Consider the following 16,284-nt stretch of genomic DNA (forward strand, 5'->3'; position numbering starts at 1 on the left):
TCTATCTCAAACTGGATTAGTGGTAGGGGGCAACGTCAGGCGAAACCACGAACGGCCGCAGACCGCTGAAGAGCCCGTTACTAACCAAACGATTTATTCCGGCCGTACTGGACAGGCGAGACGTGTAAGTGCAGTAAGAAAACCTTCTGCTCACACTTGCTTAGTCGATATTGCAGGGGCATTGTAGCCCCTGGATTATGGGGGCCAACAAAACCTATCGCGTGCCTCCTGCTGGCGGCAGTTAATCTGAACACTTCGTTGGTTCGCGAAGCAGACACATTGGAGTAGGCAATATTGATGTAAAGTTAATTTTTTTACTGTACAAAAATTTGGACGATTTCAGATATATCTGAAAGCTGCGGGAGATACAAATAATGCGGGCATTTCTTTCACATTCTTCGCTCGACAAAGGTTATGTGGAGGCAGTAGTCGAGAATCTGCGCCCAGGACAATATGAGCTTGACGCTCATACATTTGAGGAGGCAGGATTAAATGGTTCAGAGATATTGAAGTCCTTGAACCGCTCAGATTTATTTTGTTTGTTTCTTTCTAAAAATGCTATTGATTCGGGTTATGTCAATTTTGAAATTGCCTTTGGAGCTGAATTAATAGCGAGCGGAAAAATAGAGCGTCTTCTAACGATATGTCTCGATGAAGAAGTGTTTCAGGATGCGCAAAAGTTTATTAAACATTACAACATGATCCGTAAACCTAGATCTCCAGAAAGTGCAGCCAGACTTATTGAGGGAAAGCTAATTTCGGCTCGGTATGCTAGAGAACTTAGTCACCACCCTTTTGTTGGTCGTGAGGAAGAGCTGAGGGTACTTGAAAAACAGGCGAACGATCTTACAAAGCCTCGGATAAAAGCGCTATATGTTTCTGGAAACACAGGAGCGGGCAGACGCACAATAGCTAAAAAATTCTACCAAAATCAGTATCCCCAAGTTGGAATAGTATCGCCTCACATCGAACTTGATAGCTTTGAAGGGTTCGATGACATATACCGTGCGATGGTTTCCTCAATAAGGCCAAGTATATCCATTACCAGATTGAGAGACAAGGTTGTGGAATTTGCAGATCTTGATGAGAATCAAAAAGCGAAGGCAATAGCAGATGAAATTAATGCTCTTCTGCCTGACCGCGAAGTGCTTTATGTTTTTGATAGCGGCGGCCTCTTAAGAGACGACGGCTCATTGCAGCCTGAGTTTGATGAAATTTTAAACCACATTGAAGACAAACCTTTTCCTCCTGTGGTGTTTCTGTCTTCGAGAATGATTCCTCATAAGCTTCGTCGAAATGCTGACGACCTTGCATATTTAAGTGTGTCTTCACTAAATAGGGAAGACACAGGCAGGATAATTTCTGGACTGCTTAAGGAAAAAGGAATTCATGCGGATTTAAATCAAGTCGAGAGCTTGATAGATATGGCGGATCAACATCCTTTCAATATTTATCGCATGATTGATCTGATTAAGCAAAGCTCAGTAGATCTTTTTTTGGCGGAACCGAGAGATTTTATAGACTGGAAGCATAAGCAGACTTCCGAGTATCTTCGCTCCGCTCAGCTTAGCAACCTTGACTTCAGAATACTTGCTATATTCTCAATTGCGCCAGAGTTGGACTTTGCCTCGCTTACTGAAGTCATTCCAAACACAGGAGCTGAAATAAGCGCGTCGATTCAAAACATGCTGGACCTGCATATTGTTAGAACTGAAGATGAAAGAATATCGATTTCACCTGCTCTGCGGATAGCTTCTGAAAGAGATCCAAGGACAGAATTGAAGGGCGATGAAAGAACTAAAATTATGCGTCATCTTGCAGAGTCACTCGTAGTAAAGTTAGAGGATGGAGAAGCACCGATATCTTTACTTGATTCTGCCATTTTAGCGTCTCTGGAGGGCGACAAGCCCACCAGCAAGCTCATGGAGGCCTTTATACTGCCTTCTCACCGCGTTTGGCTTGCGAAACGTCACTATGATATGAAGCGTTGGAAAGATAGCATTCGTATGGCACGAGAGGCTCTGGAGGGGCGGGGGCGTCTTTCAAGGTCAGGTGCTGTGGCAGCATGTCGCTATTTAGGATTGGCCGCTGCAAGAGTTAACGATCAGGAAACTTTTAGGTTGGGCATTTCTCAGCTTCGAAGCATAGCTGATGACAACTGGTCTAAGTCGAACGTTCATTTCCTGGAAGGGTTTAACCATAGACTTCAAGGTAAACTATACGAAGCGAGGGAAGAGCTGCTTGCATCTTATGGGTTGGCTCGCGGTAACAGATCAACTGCCCGCGAACTTGCATCGATATGCCTTAGTCTTGAACTCCCTCAAGAGGCAGAGACTTATGCCCGTGAAGCATACGAGACGTCTCGCAGCAATCCCTACATTATAGATATTCTTATTTCCTGCCTGATAAAGAATAAAAAGAGGTCTTGCGTAAACGATTCCGAAGTGGCTGAACTTCTCGCTTCCTTGGAGAAGATAGATGAGGAAGAAGGACGCTCCTTCCATGCAACACGGCTTGCAGAAATTGAGTATCTGTATGGAGATAATCGCAAAGCATTGAAGCTAATACAAGACGCTCTTAAGAAAACTCCAAGATTGTTTGATCCCCTAAGGCTATACTCAAAGATATTGCTAAAGGATGGAAACTTGTCTCGCGCAAAGGATCAAATAAACTTTGTTCAGAAGATTGTTTTTGACAAATCAGCTTTTGACCTTCGAGCGAACCACAGACCTTATCTTCAGCTTCTCGCAGAATACCATATCGAACTTGGTGAATATGGAAATGCATTAGATGTTTATAGAAATAACAAGCTATTCACAGAAGCTGACGTTTCTGCGATGCAGAGGGAAATTGAAACACTTAAGGCGTTAGCCGCGAAAAAGCGGTAGTGACTTGTCCGAATTAAGTTGGTATTTTTGAAAAGCCTCGGTCTCAATGCAGAAGGCTCCCGATATTCATTCTGAGTTTTCTGTTCTAGGAACAAAGTCGTTTCGGCAAAATTGTCTCATTCGCTCGAGAGTTTTGTAGGTTTATCTCTGTTTGATCGGCGTGTGGGTTGAGTTACAGCACGCGAACTATTTTATGTGTTTCACTTGAGCGTGATTTTTCCAGTTTATTTCATGTGTATCTGGTGCCTTTTTATTCGGTTGGTCAGGAATGCTAGAGCTTAGAAAAGACTGAGCCTACCTCCAGAATCGGTATCCTTATCCATCGGTTGCTTCGTGTTTTGTCCGCTTAGTTGCAGGGCACTTTACTCACTAAGCAACTCGCACTCCGGCCCGTGGGGCCTGCGTGCGAGCTGCGCGTTCGCTGGGGCTAAGCGCCCCAGACCCAGCGCCGCTGCGCGCCGCCAGGGAGACACCCATTCTCCCTGACCCTCTCGGGCAAGGGTGTCGTTCCGCACTCCCCCTTGCATCCACCTGCTCGCAGGGTCGTCGTTCGCCACTCCCCCTGCACCCCCTGGCGCCTTCCGGCAGACTTGGGCCGTCGTTCCGCACTCGCTCAAGACCCACTGCTCCCTGGGGAGCGTCGTTCCGCACTCCTTCCCAGAACCCCCACCTGCTCGCGCTCCCCACGCCAGGTCGAGAGGAGGAAAACTCCCTCTCAACGCTCTCCCCATCGCTGCCCGTTTGATGCGGCAGGATAGAACGCAATTCGGACAGTATCGCCACAAGAGGCTGAGGCTTGAGCCCAGGCTCTTTCGCGTGCGCGCGCCCTTTGACGCGCACGACGAAAGGCCTTCGCCCGAGTGGTGGAAGGTTCGGAAGGCGGACGCGTCGATCATTCACCTCGAAAGGAAGATCCGATGCTTGATGCAACCCCAATTACCCTGACCAAGACTGAAGCTTGGCAGGAACACATTTCCTACGGCGATGTCGTGTCGTTCCGGTTTCCTGTAGCCGAAGCGGGCGACGATGCCCCGCTGAAAGCGCGACCTTGCCTGATCCTCGACATTGAGGAGAAGAAGGGCGTGCGCTATGCCCTGCTTGCCTATGGCACCACATCACGGCGTAAAGCCAATACCGGATATGAGATCCACGTCCGGACTTCGTTCGCTTGTGCTGCGGTAGGGTTGGATGCACCCACGCGGTTCGTCGGCGCACGGAGGATCCTCGTTCCGCTGTCGCACAGCGGCTTCGTCATACACCCTGGACTGGGCGCGCCTGTGCTGGGTCGCCTTGAGGGTGACGAGTTCGAACGGATGAATGAAGTCCGCGCGCGCATCTTCGCGATGGCCGACATTCGTGCGGAACGGAAAGTGTGGACCTTACGGAAGCGCACTCGCAAATTCCTGAATACGTACACAGTCGAGCCCCGGCGCCTATCGAGAGCAAGGCCCGCGCCACAAGAATTAAGGCAGCTCGATTTGCCTCTGCCGACAGTGGCGCAACCCAAAAGAAGGTGACCGTCAAACGGTCCGGCCCTTCATGGGGGGGGGCCGGACACGATTTCCCGTCATCACATCGATTAACAGCAAAGAGAGAAACAAATGCTCGTAATACCGAACACCTTTCCCAACCAGAACAATCACCGCATCGCGCTGTTTCAGCCGGATATCGCGCGCACTGACTTCGACCGCATCGAAGACATCGGTGCCAATGCTATTTCGTCTGCTTGCTGTGCCGTGGGCCAGTTGGAACACCTTCCGCACGCGACCATCAAGCCGATCGACGGATTCGTGCGCACGATCAGAACCAGCGATGATCAGCGCCGGATTCTGACCGAGGATTTCCGGCACGCCGCGTTGTTGGTCCTGAAGCATATTGTCCGGGAGGATCGCGGCGATGAGATCACCGGTGATTTGGAGCTCTCCATGCGCTACCTACGAGATGCGCTTAACTACTCGAATAGAGTTAAGGATCTGCTAGCGGCAGAGAGAGACATCGGGAGGCATCGGGGAATATAGGACTTCCCATGCATCGACTTGCAAAACCCATCCAGGACATGAGGCGATGAGCGCCGTAAAGGTCTAGCCCATCAATTGCTGGCTGCGGAGTGAGCGACGATAGGTTCCTAATTTGTTCTTTCTCAGCTATGGATCTTGTGCGAGAGTTCACCTTCGCTGATTATTTGCCTTGGACAACCAATACTGGCTTGAGATAGTCAACATGTAGCAATGGAGGGACCATGCCGCACACTTACTACGATTTTTTCGCTGGCGGCGGCATGGCCGGTCTTGGCCTCGGATCAGAATGGCAATGCCTGTTCGCCAATGACATTGATGCGAAGAAAGCGGCCAGCTATCGCGCCAACCATCACGGTGGCAATGAACTGTTGCTCAAGGACGTGGCGATGGTCACGCTTGATGAGATACCGGGCACCGCTGATCTGGTGTGGGCCTCATTCCCCTGCCAAGACCTTTCGCTTGCAGGAAGAGGCGAGGGACTTGCAGGCAAACGTTCCGGCATGTTCAAACCGTTCTGGCAACTTGTCCGCGACCTTCATGCCGCAGGGCGAGGCCCAAAAATGGTAGCCGTCGAGAATGTTTATGGCGCGATCACAAGTAACGGCGGACGCGACTTTGCAACTCTTGCCGCGTCCTTCTCGGGTCTCGGCTATCACTTCGGCGCGGTCGTCGTCGATGCGGTTCACTTCCTGCCACAGTCCCGCCCACGCTTCTTCATCATCGGCATCAGCGGTGATCTTCGCGTCCCAGACACCTGCACCCAAGAAGCACCTTCGTCGATCTGGCACCCGCCCGCATTGATCGAAGGGCATAGCCTCCTTTCAGCAGCGGCCAAAGCGCGCTGGGTGTGGTGGAACCTGCCTGTGCCACAGATGCGCGAAACGACGCTCTCTGACCTTATCGAGGATCACCCGCAGGGTGTGAAGTGGCATACGGTCTCAGAGACAAAATATCTGCTCGACATGATGACCGATCTGAACCGCAAAAAGGTGGAAGCGGCGATGCTTCTCGGCACCAAAGTTGTCGGCACCATCTACCGCCGCACAAGGCCAGACGAGAACGGCATAAAGCGGCAGCGTGCGGAGGTTCGGTTTGACGAGGTCGCGGGTTGCTTGCGGACTCCTGGAGGAGGTTCAAGTCGTCAAACGATCATAGTGATCGAAGGCAAGAAAGTCCGATCACGCCTGCTGTCACCGCGTGAGGCAGCAGCCCTGATGGGTTTACCCAAGACCTATGAACTGCCTGTTCGCTACAATGACGCCTATAAGCTTGCGGGGGACGGTGTCGCCGTTCCCGTCGTTCAGTTCTTGGCGTCGTCAGTATTCGAACCCGTTATTCACAAGAATCGACTCGCCTTGGTCGCGTGATTTCTATTAACTATATGTCATGATAGACCGAAATGCCTTCGACACCAAAACACCTCCCTTTGAAACTGCGGAATTGCGGTCCAGCTTAGGCAAATTCATGCGCAGCGATTTTGTCGATCCTGTTACAGGCCTGACGAACAAAATTGGCAGTTTCACTTGGGGAGTTTACGCGTTCTTCGATTACGACGGCGAACCCATTTACGTTGGCCAAACGAAGGAAAGCGTCAGCGGGCGTGTCGGGCGGCATCTCACGGGACAGCGGACGGACGCTGTGGCGAAGTCAGTTCTCGATCCTCTCGAAGTCAAAGATATTCAGATTTGGCCCCTACCGCAATTCAAAGGGGTAACGGCCAAGAAAAAACCGCTTGAACATAAGATCGCAACACAGCATCTAAATGCGCTGGAATACCTGATCCATCAGAAATTGATTGCCGAAAGCAGGTTCAATGCGATTCTCAACGAGAAAGACCCACCAGTCCCCAAAATGGTTGTGACTGAGCCTGCATCGTTCAAAGGGCGCATCGTTTCTAACGCAGTTATTGAGATTCGCGGGCATCCCGACTTTCGCATTTCCAGACGAGCGATGGTCATAGCTCGACTCAGTCAAGGCATAGCAGAACGAAAGATCGACGGTGGAGAGGGCGGGCTTCGCCGAGTTCTGCTGACACAAGCAAAACGCCTGCAATGGCTGGCTGACCAAAGATACTTCGCCCTCGGAGGCGACAAAACGGTCCCGGTTGGTCAAGAAGAAAATAACGGCATTGAAGAATAGGTGCACCCGCGGCCAAGGGTGCTACCGGTGGACGATCCTTATCGTTTCAGCCGTTAAGCGGACTGAACCTAATAACGATTGAAAAGAATACGATTTTATCCTTAAGTGAAAAAATATTTTTTCATCAAACTATGAATGGAAATCAACTATGACACCCTTCTCTGTGAGCAACCTGCGTGACGAAACAGATAATTTAAGAGAAATAGAGGGGCCTTTAGAGAAGGGACTGTTAGAGCAGCAGCAGAAAATAATTAACCTAATGAATGATCGACCGGACCGATTTGTTCTTGGGAAATTACGGGATGTAAGAATTCGAAAGGCCATGCAAGCATTGAAAGCAGGTCAGGAGACTATGATCTCTTTGAAAATGACTCTAAGCCACTTAGAGATTGAGTTGAAAATTGCCCTAGATCGAGAAAGAGAAGCTTAGTCCAAGTATTCAAGGGGACACCTAAGAATGATTCTGTTTTGAGTATGGCGGTTCTATTGTTTTTCGGAAATTGGCTGCTTCGCACCCTCCAAATTTTTGCTGCCGCGACTGCCGAGGGTTGGTTCGCAAATTAAGCGAAAGGCAGCGTTGTCCGCCTTCCTGGCCTTCATTACTGCTCGAATGCTACAAGATGCACGAATGGTCTGTCTCGTGAATCTGCGCTGCGGCGTCGACAGTGCCTATGCATCGAAGGTCTGGCCCGGCCCCACGTCAGTTGAGCAGGTTTGAAGTCAGCTACCAAAAGATCCAAACATTGACAGGCATTGTGGAGCAGTTTGTGTAGCGTAAAAGCGCTCCAAAACACATGAAAAATACTTAAAGTATTGATATTAATAAATAAATTCTGCGAACAAAATCTGTGATGTGGCGGAGAGACAGGGATTCGAACCCTGGGTCGGCTTGCACCGACAACGGTTTTCGAGACCGCCGCATTCGACCACTCTGCCACCTCTCCGCGGGGGTCTGGAAGCTGCGTTTAATCTCTCCGGCCGCAGGTGGCAAGAGGGCTTTTCGGGTTTTTCGCAAGCGGGCGGACAAAGCGCCGGCATCGCCCTGCAAGCACAGATCAACTGCTTTTGCATTGTCACGGTCCGGAAATGTCCTAGGCTTGCGACGGGCAGGGGGCTTGACCATATATTGGGCATCCGTCCGCCGCCATGAACCCTATTCCGCGCCGTCAAGAACCGGCTGCAAACGCCCTACCATGATAAGGACCGCCTCAGTATGTATCAGACGGCCACGCCACCGACAGGCAACAGCGCGTTGCGGAATATCCAGTTTCATCTGCTGCAACTGGTCGCAGTCTTGATGCTTGTAACAGGCTTCGCGGGCGACAGCCAGACGGCCCATGCGCAAGCGCAACCGCCGCAATTTCAGGATAGGGACCGGCTTGAGGCGTTTCTGTCTGTTACCGGCTTTGACACGGCGCTGGAATCGATCACACTGTCGGCGGGCGATGCGCCGCTGATGCTGGGGCGTGAGAGCAGCGATTTCGGTGCCGACTGGAGCAGGACCGTCACCGAAGTGTTCGACCTGTCCGTGATGCGTGACATGGCGCTGGATATTCTTGGCAGGGCGATGACCGATGAACTGCTGAACCACGCGGTGGAATTCTATGCCTCGGATCTGGGGCAGCGGCTGGTGGCGGTCGAAAACGCAGCGCATATGGTAGAGGACAAAGAGGACACCCGCAGCGCGGGAGAGGCGATGATCGCCGACTTGCTGCGCGAGGGCGCACCGCGTCTGGCGATCCTGCAGCGGATGGGGCCTGCGATTGACCCGCAAGACAGCGCTGTACGCGCGGTCGAGGAAATCCAGATCCGCTTTCTGCTCAGCGCCTCTGCGGCAGGGGTGGTGGACATGCAACTGGACGAGGCCGTCTTGCGCAACTTGATGGAGGAACAGCGCGGCGCGCTGCGGCTGGCATTACAGGAATCGGCATTGGTGCACGCGGCCTATGTGTACCAAGATTTCACCGATGCGGAGCTAGAAACCTATGTAAAGGCGCTGGAACATCCCGATATGCAGAAAGTCTATGAACTGATGAACGCGATCCAGTATGAGATCATGGCCAACCGCTTCGAAGTGCTGGCCGGGCGCATGGCGGATTTGCATCCCGGCGAGGATCTTTGAGATGGTCTCATACCGACAAACGCTTGGCCGGCTGGCGCTGACTTTTCATGTCTTTGCCTTGTGGGGGCTGATCTGCACGGCGCTGACCTTTGGCGCGGCACCGGCAAAGGCGGATCAGGACAGGCAGGACGCCGCCATTGCGGTCCTGATCGACGAGATGGGGCTGGACGAGATCATCGCCATCATGCGCGAGGAAGGCCTGAGCTATGGCGAGGAACTGGGGGCCGACATGTTGTCGGGCGGGGGCGGTGCGACATGGCGGCAGATGGTAAATCGCATCTATGACACCGATGTCATGTCAGGGCTTGTGGTTGAAACCTTTACGGAGTCTTTCGGCGCGGCCGATCCCACGCCGCTGATCGAGTTTTTCCGCAGCGAAAGCGGCCGCCAGATCGTCACGCTGGAAATTGCGGCGCGCCGTGCCTTCATGGACGCGCAGATCGAGGAAGCCGCCCGCGAGCAATACCGCCGCGTGGCCGCAGAGCTTGCCGCCGACAGCCCCCGCGATATCGACGCGCATTTGGCGGCCATTGATTCCTATATCCAGACCAATGATCTGGTGGGATATAATGTGATGGGCGCGCTAAATGCGAATATGCTATTCTACCGTGGCTTGATCGAAGGCGGCGCTTTCGAGATGTCCGAGGCGGACCTTCTGGCTGATGTCTGGTCGCAGGAAGAAGAAACGCAGGCCGAGACCCGCGAATGGATTTACGCATTCCTGATGCTGGCCTACGAACCTTTGGACGCGGCAGAGATCAACACCTATGTCGATCTGTCCCGTACAGATTCCGGGCGCGCGCTGAACCGTGCGTTGTTCACGGCATTTGACCGGATGTACGGAACAATGTCACAAGCTTTGGGCGTGGCGATTGCCGGCCAGATGCTGGGCGAGGAACTCTAACAGCACCTCGCGTTGCAGCGCCAAGGGACAGGCTGAAAATGGCCAGATCACCCTTGACTTCCCGCCCCAAGCGCCGCATAAGCCCGCAACTCGGAAAGGGCAAACTGCCTTTGCCGTGCCTATTCATCATCGCTCGCAAGGGCGCGCTGTCCGCGGTGGAACCGGAGAAGGCCCAAAGGGTCATCATCCTGCCGAAACGCCCTCAGGGGGACCACAGGACGCGGTAACAAAGGAAGAGACAGATGTTCGCGGTTCTGAAAACCGGCGGCAAACAGTACAAAGTCCAGCCCGGCGATACGCTGCGCGTGGAAAAACTGGCCGCTGATGCAGGTGAGACTATCCAATTCAACGACGTGCTGATGCTGGGCGGCGATACGCCTGTTCTGGGCGCGCCGATGGTTGCGGGTGCCGCCGTGCAAGCCGAAGTGATCGACCAGATCAAAGGCGAGAAAACCATCAATTTCGTCAAGCGCCGTCGTAAACACGGCTCGCAGCGCACCAAGGGTCACCGCCAGAAATTGACCCTCGTCCGGATCACCGAGATCCTGACCGCGGGCGCGGAAAAGACAGGCGTGAAAGCCGCAACCGGCAAGGCACCTGCTGTGGCTGCCGCTGATGCGGCACCTGCCAAGAAGGCACCTGCCAAGAAAGCCGCCAAAGCAGCAAAGCCTGCCTCTGACGCCGCTGCAAAACCGAAACGCGCCGCCAAAAAAGCGGCCGAGACCAAGGAGTAATCCCCCATGGCACACAAGAAAGCAGGCGGTTCATCCCGTAACGGTCGCGACTCTGACGGTCGTCGCCTTGGCGTGAAACTGTTTGGCGGTCAGGCCGCTATTCCCGGCAATATCATCGTGCGCCAGCGCGGCACCAAGTGGTGGCCGGGCGAGGGTGTCGGCATCGGTCGTGACCACACGATTTTTGCGACAACCGAAGGCAAGGTGACTTTCCGCAAGGGCCTCAAGGGCCGCACCTTTATTTCGGTTCTGCCAGTGGCGCAGGCCGCCGAGTAAGCCGTTCTTCAGGTGACATACATCGGGGACCGGCGCGACAGCCGGTCCCTTTTTCGTTTCCGGATTCCGATTTTACGGGTTCCGGTGTCTGGAATTCGCTTCACTATGTTCACATATCCGCCATGCTGCGGTGTCACATAATGGCCGACCGGACAAAGACCCTGCGCCATCTCCGGGGAGGGGGGTGGCATCAGGCATGCGGGTCGGTGGCGCCTAGCAGCTTGGCAACCGGCCATTGACGACAGGAAGCGGAGGACTACGCGGATGAAGATCGACCCCATCACGACCCAGCCGGTAATCAGCACCGAGCGATTCAATCTGCGTCCGCTGCGTCTGTCGGACAAGGGGTTGATTGAAATGCACGGGTCGGACAAGCGTGTGGCGATGAACACACGCTCGATCCCGCACCCGCTGCCACCGGGGGCGACCGATGCTTTCGTGGCGCGCGCGATGTCTCCGGCCAGAACGGAAGACGTCTGGGCGATGGATGGCACGGATCACGGCGGTCCCGAAGTAATGGGCGTGATCAGTCTGGCACAGATGGATCGCAACCAGTCCGAGGTCGGCTATTGGGTGGCACCCGCCTATTGGAATTCAGGCGTGGCATCTGCGGCTGTCAGCGCGCTGGTGGCGGCCAATCCGCTCTCCTGCCGCACGATGTTCGCCGCGGTTTTTCAGGATAACCCGGCTTCGGCGAGGGTTCTTACAAATTGCGGGTTCGAATATCTGGGCGATGCCGAAACATTCTCGGTCGCGCGCGGGGCCAAGGTGGCCACCTGGACCTATAGTCGAAAACTGGATTGAGCAGAGCAAGGCCTTTGCGATAGGGGAAGACCATGAAGTTTCTTGATCTCGCAAAGGTCTATATTCGCTCGGGTTCGGGCGGTGGCGGGGCGGTCAGTTTCCGCCGCGAGAAATTCATCGAATATGGCGGTCCAGATGGCGGCGACGGTGGCAGTGGTGGCTCGGTCTGGGTCGAAGCTGTGGACGGTCTGAACACGCTGATTGATTTCCGCTACCAGCAGCATTTTTTCGCACATAACGGTCAGGCCGGCATGGGCCGCCAGCGCACCGGCAAGGATGGCGACGATATCGTGCTGCGCGTGCCTGTAGGCACCGAGATTCTGGACGAGGATGAAGAGACCGTTCTGGCCGATATCACCGAGTTGGGGCAGCGCGTATTGCTGGCACGTGGCGGCAATGGTGGCTGGGGCAACCTGCATTTCAAGACATCGACCAACCAGGCCCCGCGCCGCGCCAATCCGGGACAGGAAGGGGTCGAGCGTACGATCTGGCTGCGCCTCAAGCTGATCGCGGATGCGGGCCTTCTGGGTATGCCCAATGCGGGCAAATCGACCTTTCTTGCAGCTGTGTCCAACGCGCGGCCCAAGATCGCGGATTATCCCTTTACCACCTTGCATCCCAATCTCGGCGTTGTGGGCGTGGATAATGCCGAATTCGTCATGGCCGATATCCCGGGCCTGATCGCGGGCGCGTCCGAGGGCAGGGGGCTTGGCGACCGTTTCCTTGGCCATGTCGAGCGTTGCGCGGTGCTGCTGCATCTGGTCGATGGCACATCGCCCGCGCTGGACGAGGATTACCGCGCCATCATCAACGAGCTTGAGCTTTACGGCGGCGATCTGGCCGACAAGCCGCGCGTCACGGCCCTGAACAAGATCGACGCGCTGGACGCGGAAGAGCGCGCCGAAGCCCGCGCCATCCTGGAGGCCGAAGTGGGTGGCCCCGTGATGATGCTGTCGGGCGTGACGGGCGAGGGCGTGCCCGAAGTGCTGCGCGCCGTGCGCGCCCAGATCACCGAAGAGCGTCTGCGCCAGAAGCAACCCTCCGTGGAGGAGGACCAGACGTGGCGTCCCTGATCGAAGCTGTCAACGAAACGGTCATGCGCCTGTCCGAGGCGCGCCGGATCGTTGTCAAGATCGGCTCGGCGCTTCTGGTGGATCGCGCGACCGGCTTGCTGAAACAGGACTGGCTGGCGGCGCTGGCACAGGATGTCGTCTGGCTGAAGTCACTGGGCAAGGACGTGATCCTTGTCTCCTCGGGGTCCATCGCCTTGGGGCGCGGCGTTCTGGGTCTGCCCGCCACGGCACTCGCGTTGGAGCAGTCGCAGGCCGCCGCTGCTGTCGGTCAGATCCGGCTTGCCCGCGCCTATGAAGAAGTGCTGGCCCCGCACGGGATCACTACCGGGCAGGTGCTGGTCACGCTGGAGGATAGCACGGACCGTCGCCGCTACCTGAACTCGCGTGCCACGATGGAAATGCTGATCGGTCTGGGCGTCGTTCCGATCGTGAACGAGAATGACACTGTCGCAACCGATGAAATCCGCTACGGCGACAATGACAGGCTGGCCGCCCAAGTGGCCGTGACAGTCGGTGCCGACCAGTTGATCCTTTTGTCGGATGTAGACGGGTTTTATTCCGCCAATCCGCAACAGGACGCGACAGCAATCCATTTCCCCGTGATCGACCGCATCACCCCCCAGATCGAGGCAATGGCCGGCGATGCCGGATCAGGCCTGTCCAAAGGTGGCATGAAGACCAAGCTGATGGCCGCCAAGACCGCTACGGCATCCGGTTGCGCCATGGCCATCACCGAAGGATCGGCGCAACGCCCGCTCCATGCGCTGGAACACGGTGCCCGCGCGACATGGTTCACAGCGCAGCTCGATCCGCAAGCCGCCCGCAAACGCTGGATCGCCGCGATGAAACCACGCGGCGAGGTCATGCTGGATGCAGGGGCGGTGCAGGCCCTGAACGGCGGCAAAAGCCTTCTGCCTGCCGGTGTCACGTCCGTCTCCGGCCGTTTCGGGCGCGGCGATCCTGTGGCGATCCTTGGCCCTGACGGGGCCATTCTCGGACAGGGCCTGATCCGCTATACTGCGCAGGAAAGCGCGCTGATCCTTGGCCATCGCAGCGACGAGATCGAGGCGCTTCTGGGTTATCCGGGACGGGCGGCGCTGATACACCGTGACGATATGGCCCTGTAAAAGCTGCTTCTTCTTGCCCTAAATATCTCCGCCGGAGGCATCCGGCATCGCGACGGATACCAGACTGATGACCCAGAATTCCGACCTTTCCGCCCAGATGGACGCCCTTGGCCGCCGTGCCCGCGCCGCAGCCTCCGTGCTGTCATTCGCGCCCGCTGCCGCGAAAACCAAAGCACTGGACGCCGCCGCCGATGCGATCATCGCGCAGTCCGACACGATCATCGCCGCCAATGCGCGCGATATGGACTATGGCCGCAACAAGGGCCTCAGCCCAGCGATGATGGACCGCCTCATGCTGGACGGCGCGCGTATTCGCTCGATTGCGGAAGGTCTGCGCGCAGTGGCTGCGCAGGATGATCCCGTAGGCCGCGTTCTGGCAGAATGGGACCGCCCCAACGGGCTGCGGATCACCCGTGTTGCCACACCTTTAGGTGTGATCGGCGTGGTCTATGAAAGCCGCCCCAATGTGACCGCCGATGCCGGTGCGCTTTGTCTCAAGGCCGGCAATGCTGTGATCCTGCGCGGTGGGTCTGAAAGTTTCCATTCCTCGCAAGCGATCCATGCCTGTTTGGTTGCCGGTTTGCGTGAAGCCGGTCTGCCCGAGGACTCGATCCAGCTTGTGCCGACACGAGACCGCGAGGCCGTCAGCGCGATGCTGCAAATGACCGACTGGATCGACGTGATCGTGCCGCGCGGCGGCAAGGGGCTGGTCGGGCTGGTACAACGCGAGGCGCGCGTGCCGGTGTTCGCCCATCTGGAAGGGATCGTGCATATCTATGTCGATGCGAAAGCCGATCACGAACTGGCACGCCGCGTCGTCCTCAACGCCAAGACCCGCCGCACCGGTATTTGCGGCTCTGCGGAATGTTTGCTGATCCATCGCGATATCGCGGCTACTCTGGGCGCTGACTTGGTCCGCGACCTGATCGCCGCCGGTGTCGAGGTGCGTGCCGATGAGACGCTGCAATCCATTGACGGCACCGTTCCCGCCGAAGCTGACGACTGGGGGCGCGAGTTTCTTGACATGATCATCGCAGCGCGTGTTGTCGATGATATCGACGCAGCAATCGCGCATATCCGGCAGTTCGGCTCGAACCACACCGATTGCATCCTGACCGAGGATCACACCGCCGTCGCCCGGTTTTTCGAGAGGCTGGACAGCGCGATCCTGATGCACAATTCCTCGACCCAATTTGCGGATGGCGGGGAATTCGGTATGGGTGCAGAATTAGGCATCGCCACGGGCAAACTACATGCACGCGGGCCTGTCGGGGCCGAACAGTTGACCAGTTTCAAATATCTGGTGACCAGCAAGGGTGCCGTTCGGTCCTGATTGTCAGGCGGACGGGCTGTCGCGCCGTTCAGAACTGCATCATTATGGACTGGTCCGTCATTTGCAGGCGGATGGTGCGCCCCGCCTCTTCCAGCAGGACCGGCAACAAGGCGAACTGCACTTCCGATGCGCTTACCTCAAGGGCACTGCCCGCCGTTGCAAGACTGGACCAGAGCGCCGGTAGCGCACGCAACTTGTCGGCATCCCCGCTGATGACCCAGCTATCCCCGTCACGTGCCAGCGTGATACGCCCGCCGTAGGGCATCGCCGATTCCAGACATTGCGCCGCCAGAAAGGCCAGCCTTACCTCGGTCCGCCGGATGTCTTCCAGCGGTCCCCAGTGATAGCTGACGCGACTGCCCTGCGCCACGGCCTTGAGGATACTGACAACTTCGACGCGGCCCATAGGTTGCTGCGCCGAAGCCATCCCATAAGCCACACGAAAGAAACGGATGCGTGCATTCGCATTCTCGACCGATTCCGAGATCAGCGCCGCTTCGGGCGTGAGGGTCGCACCCGACATCTGCATCAGTTCCAGCCCGTTGGCGATGGCCCCGATCGGACTGATCAGATCATGACAGATACGCGAGCCTATCAAGGCGGGCAGATTATTCGTAATGTGACGCAATGATGTCTCCGATACGAGGTGAGGATGTGAGCGATCTGAATGCGATTCTGGAACCGGGCATGCTGGTGCGGCACCCTGACCAGCCTGATTGGGGCGTGGGACAGGTCCAGTCCAACAGCGGGGGTAAGATCACGGTCAATTTCCCCGAAGCGGGCAAGGTGGTCATCGACGGCTCCCGCATCTTCCTGCTGCCTGTGTTTGATCCGCTAAACTAGTTAAAAAAGAATTATCAAAGATA

15 protein-coding genes, 1 tRNA gene and 1 pseudogene are annotated in these 16,284 nt (G+C 55.9%); 15 read left to right on the top strand and 2 right to left on the bottom strand.

The genetic code is table 11. The features are described 5' to 3' along the window. Positions 1–374 precede the first annotated feature (374 nt). The 6 genes from K7H22_RS12440 to K7H22_RS12465 all read left to right on the top strand — a co-directional run bounded on the left by K7H22_RS12440 (position 375) and on the right by K7H22_RS12465 (position 7,475). Entirely contained in the window at positions 375–2,888 is a 2,514-nt protein-coding gene (locus K7H22_RS12440; RefSeq protein WP_230801188.1) for a toll/interleukin-1 receptor domain-containing protein, read from the top strand. Between the two features lie 917 nt (positions 2,889–3,805). Then, a complete protein-coding gene (locus K7H22_RS12445) occupies positions 3,806–4,405 on the top strand; it encodes a hypothetical protein (RefSeq protein WP_230801189.1) in 600 nt (199 codons plus the stop codon). A gap of 84 nt (positions 4,406–4,489) precedes the next feature. Continuing rightward, the gene (locus K7H22_RS12450; protein WP_230801190.1) at positions 4,490–4,906 is read left to right on the top strand and encodes a hypothetical protein; all 417 of its coding nucleotides are present in this window, start codon (positions 4,490–4,492) and stop codon (positions 4,904–4,906) included. Between the two features lie 221 nt (positions 4,907–5,127). Further along, positions 5,128–6,273: a DNA cytosine methyltransferase gene (locus K7H22_RS12455; RefSeq protein ID WP_230801191.1), complete on the top strand. Its 1,146-nt coding sequence runs from the start codon at positions 5,128–5,130 to the stop codon at positions 6,271–6,273. Positions 6,274–6,370: 97 nt separating this feature from the next. Further along, on the top strand, positions 6,371–7,045 hold the full coding sequence (locus K7H22_RS12460) for a GIY-YIG nuclease family protein (protein WP_230801192.1): 675 nt from the start codon (positions 6,371–6,373) through the stop codon (positions 7,043–7,045). 148 nt (positions 7,046–7,193) lie between these two features. Continuing rightward, positions 7,194–7,475 (top strand): hypothetical protein, encoded by a 282-nt coding sequence (locus tag K7H22_RS12465; protein WP_230801193.1) that lies wholly within the window; start codon positions 7,194–7,196, stop codon positions 7,473–7,475. Positions 7,476–7,899: 424 nt separating this feature from the next. On the opposite strand, the gene K7H22_RS12470 is transcribed toward K7H22_RS12465, so the two are convergent. Further along, positions 7,900–7,989: transfer RNA gene (locus K7H22_RS12470), tRNA-Ser, on the bottom strand. Between the two features lie 269 nt (positions 7,990–8,258). On the opposite strand from K7H22_RS12470, the gene K7H22_RS12475 reads away from it, so the two are divergent. The 8 genes and pseudogenes from K7H22_RS12475 (at position 8,259) to K7H22_RS12510 (ending at position 15,418) form a co-directional block, all read left to right on the top strand. Beyond that, the gene (locus K7H22_RS12475; RefSeq protein WP_230801194.1) at positions 8,259–9,167 is read left to right on the top strand and encodes a DUF2059 domain-containing protein; all 909 of its coding nucleotides are present in this window, start codon (positions 8,259–8,261) and stop codon (positions 9,165–9,167) included. A gap of 1 nt (position 9,168) precedes the next feature. Next, positions 9,169–10,071 (top strand): DUF2059 domain-containing protein, encoded by a 903-nt coding sequence (locus K7H22_RS12480; RefSeq protein ID WP_230801195.1) that lies wholly within the window; start codon positions 9,169–9,171, stop codon positions 10,069–10,071. A gap of 242 nt (positions 10,072–10,313) precedes the next feature. Further along, positions 10,314–10,778, top strand: a pseudogene (rplU, locus tag K7H22_RS12485) (50S ribosomal protein L21); the annotation flags it as partial. Positions 10,779–10,811: 33 nt separating this feature from the next. Then, the gene (gene rpmA, locus K7H22_RS12490) at positions 10,812–11,081 is read left to right on the top strand and encodes a 50S ribosomal protein L27 (RefSeq protein WP_230801196.1); all 270 of its coding nucleotides are present in this window, start codon (positions 10,812–10,814) and stop codon (positions 11,079–11,081) included. Between the two features lie 264 nt (positions 11,082–11,345). Next, positions 11,346–11,885 carry a GNAT family N-acetyltransferase gene (locus tag K7H22_RS12495; RefSeq protein WP_230801197.1) on the top strand — a complete coding sequence of 180 codons (540 nt, stop codon included), beginning with the start codon at positions 11,346–11,348 and terminating at the stop codon, positions 11,883–11,885. Between the two features lie 32 nt (positions 11,886–11,917). Beyond that, complete coding sequence (obgE, locus tag K7H22_RS12500) at positions 11,918–12,958, top strand: GTPase ObgE (protein WP_230801198.1); 1,041 nt, start codon at positions 11,918–11,920, stop codon at positions 12,956–12,958. Between the two features lie 23 nt (positions 12,959–12,981). Next, positions 12,982–14,085 (top strand): glutamate 5-kinase, encoded by a 1,104-nt coding sequence (gene proB, locus K7H22_RS12505; RefSeq protein WP_230801412.1) that lies wholly within the window; start codon positions 12,982–12,984, stop codon positions 14,083–14,085. A gap of 67 nt (positions 14,086–14,152) precedes the next feature. Then, complete coding sequence (locus K7H22_RS12510) at positions 14,153–15,418, top strand: glutamate-5-semialdehyde dehydrogenase (protein ID WP_230801199.1); 1,266 nt, start codon at positions 14,153–14,155, stop codon at positions 15,416–15,418. 28 nt (positions 15,419–15,446) lie between these two features. On the opposite strand, the gene K7H22_RS12515 is transcribed toward K7H22_RS12510, so the two are convergent. Next, positions 15,447–16,046 carry a histidine phosphotransferase family protein gene (locus K7H22_RS12515; RefSeq protein WP_230801200.1) on the bottom strand — a complete coding sequence of 200 codons (600 nt, stop codon included), beginning with the start codon at positions 16,044–16,046 and terminating at the stop codon, positions 15,447–15,449. Between the two features lie 26 nt (positions 16,047–16,072). Between K7H22_RS12515 and K7H22_RS12520 the strand changes: the two genes are divergently transcribed. Continuing rightward, positions 16,073–16,261 carry a DUF3553 domain-containing protein gene (locus K7H22_RS12520; protein ID WP_230801201.1) on the top strand — a complete coding sequence of 63 codons (189 nt, stop codon included), beginning with the start codon at positions 16,073–16,075 and terminating at the stop codon, positions 16,259–16,261. Positions 16,262–16,284 lie beyond the last annotated feature (23 nt).

Source organism: Seohaeicola saemankumensis, from assembly GCF_021021435.1.
In the GTDB taxonomy this organism is placed as follows: domain Bacteria; phylum Pseudomonadota; class Alphaproteobacteria; order Rhodobacterales; family Rhodobacteraceae; genus Seohaeicola.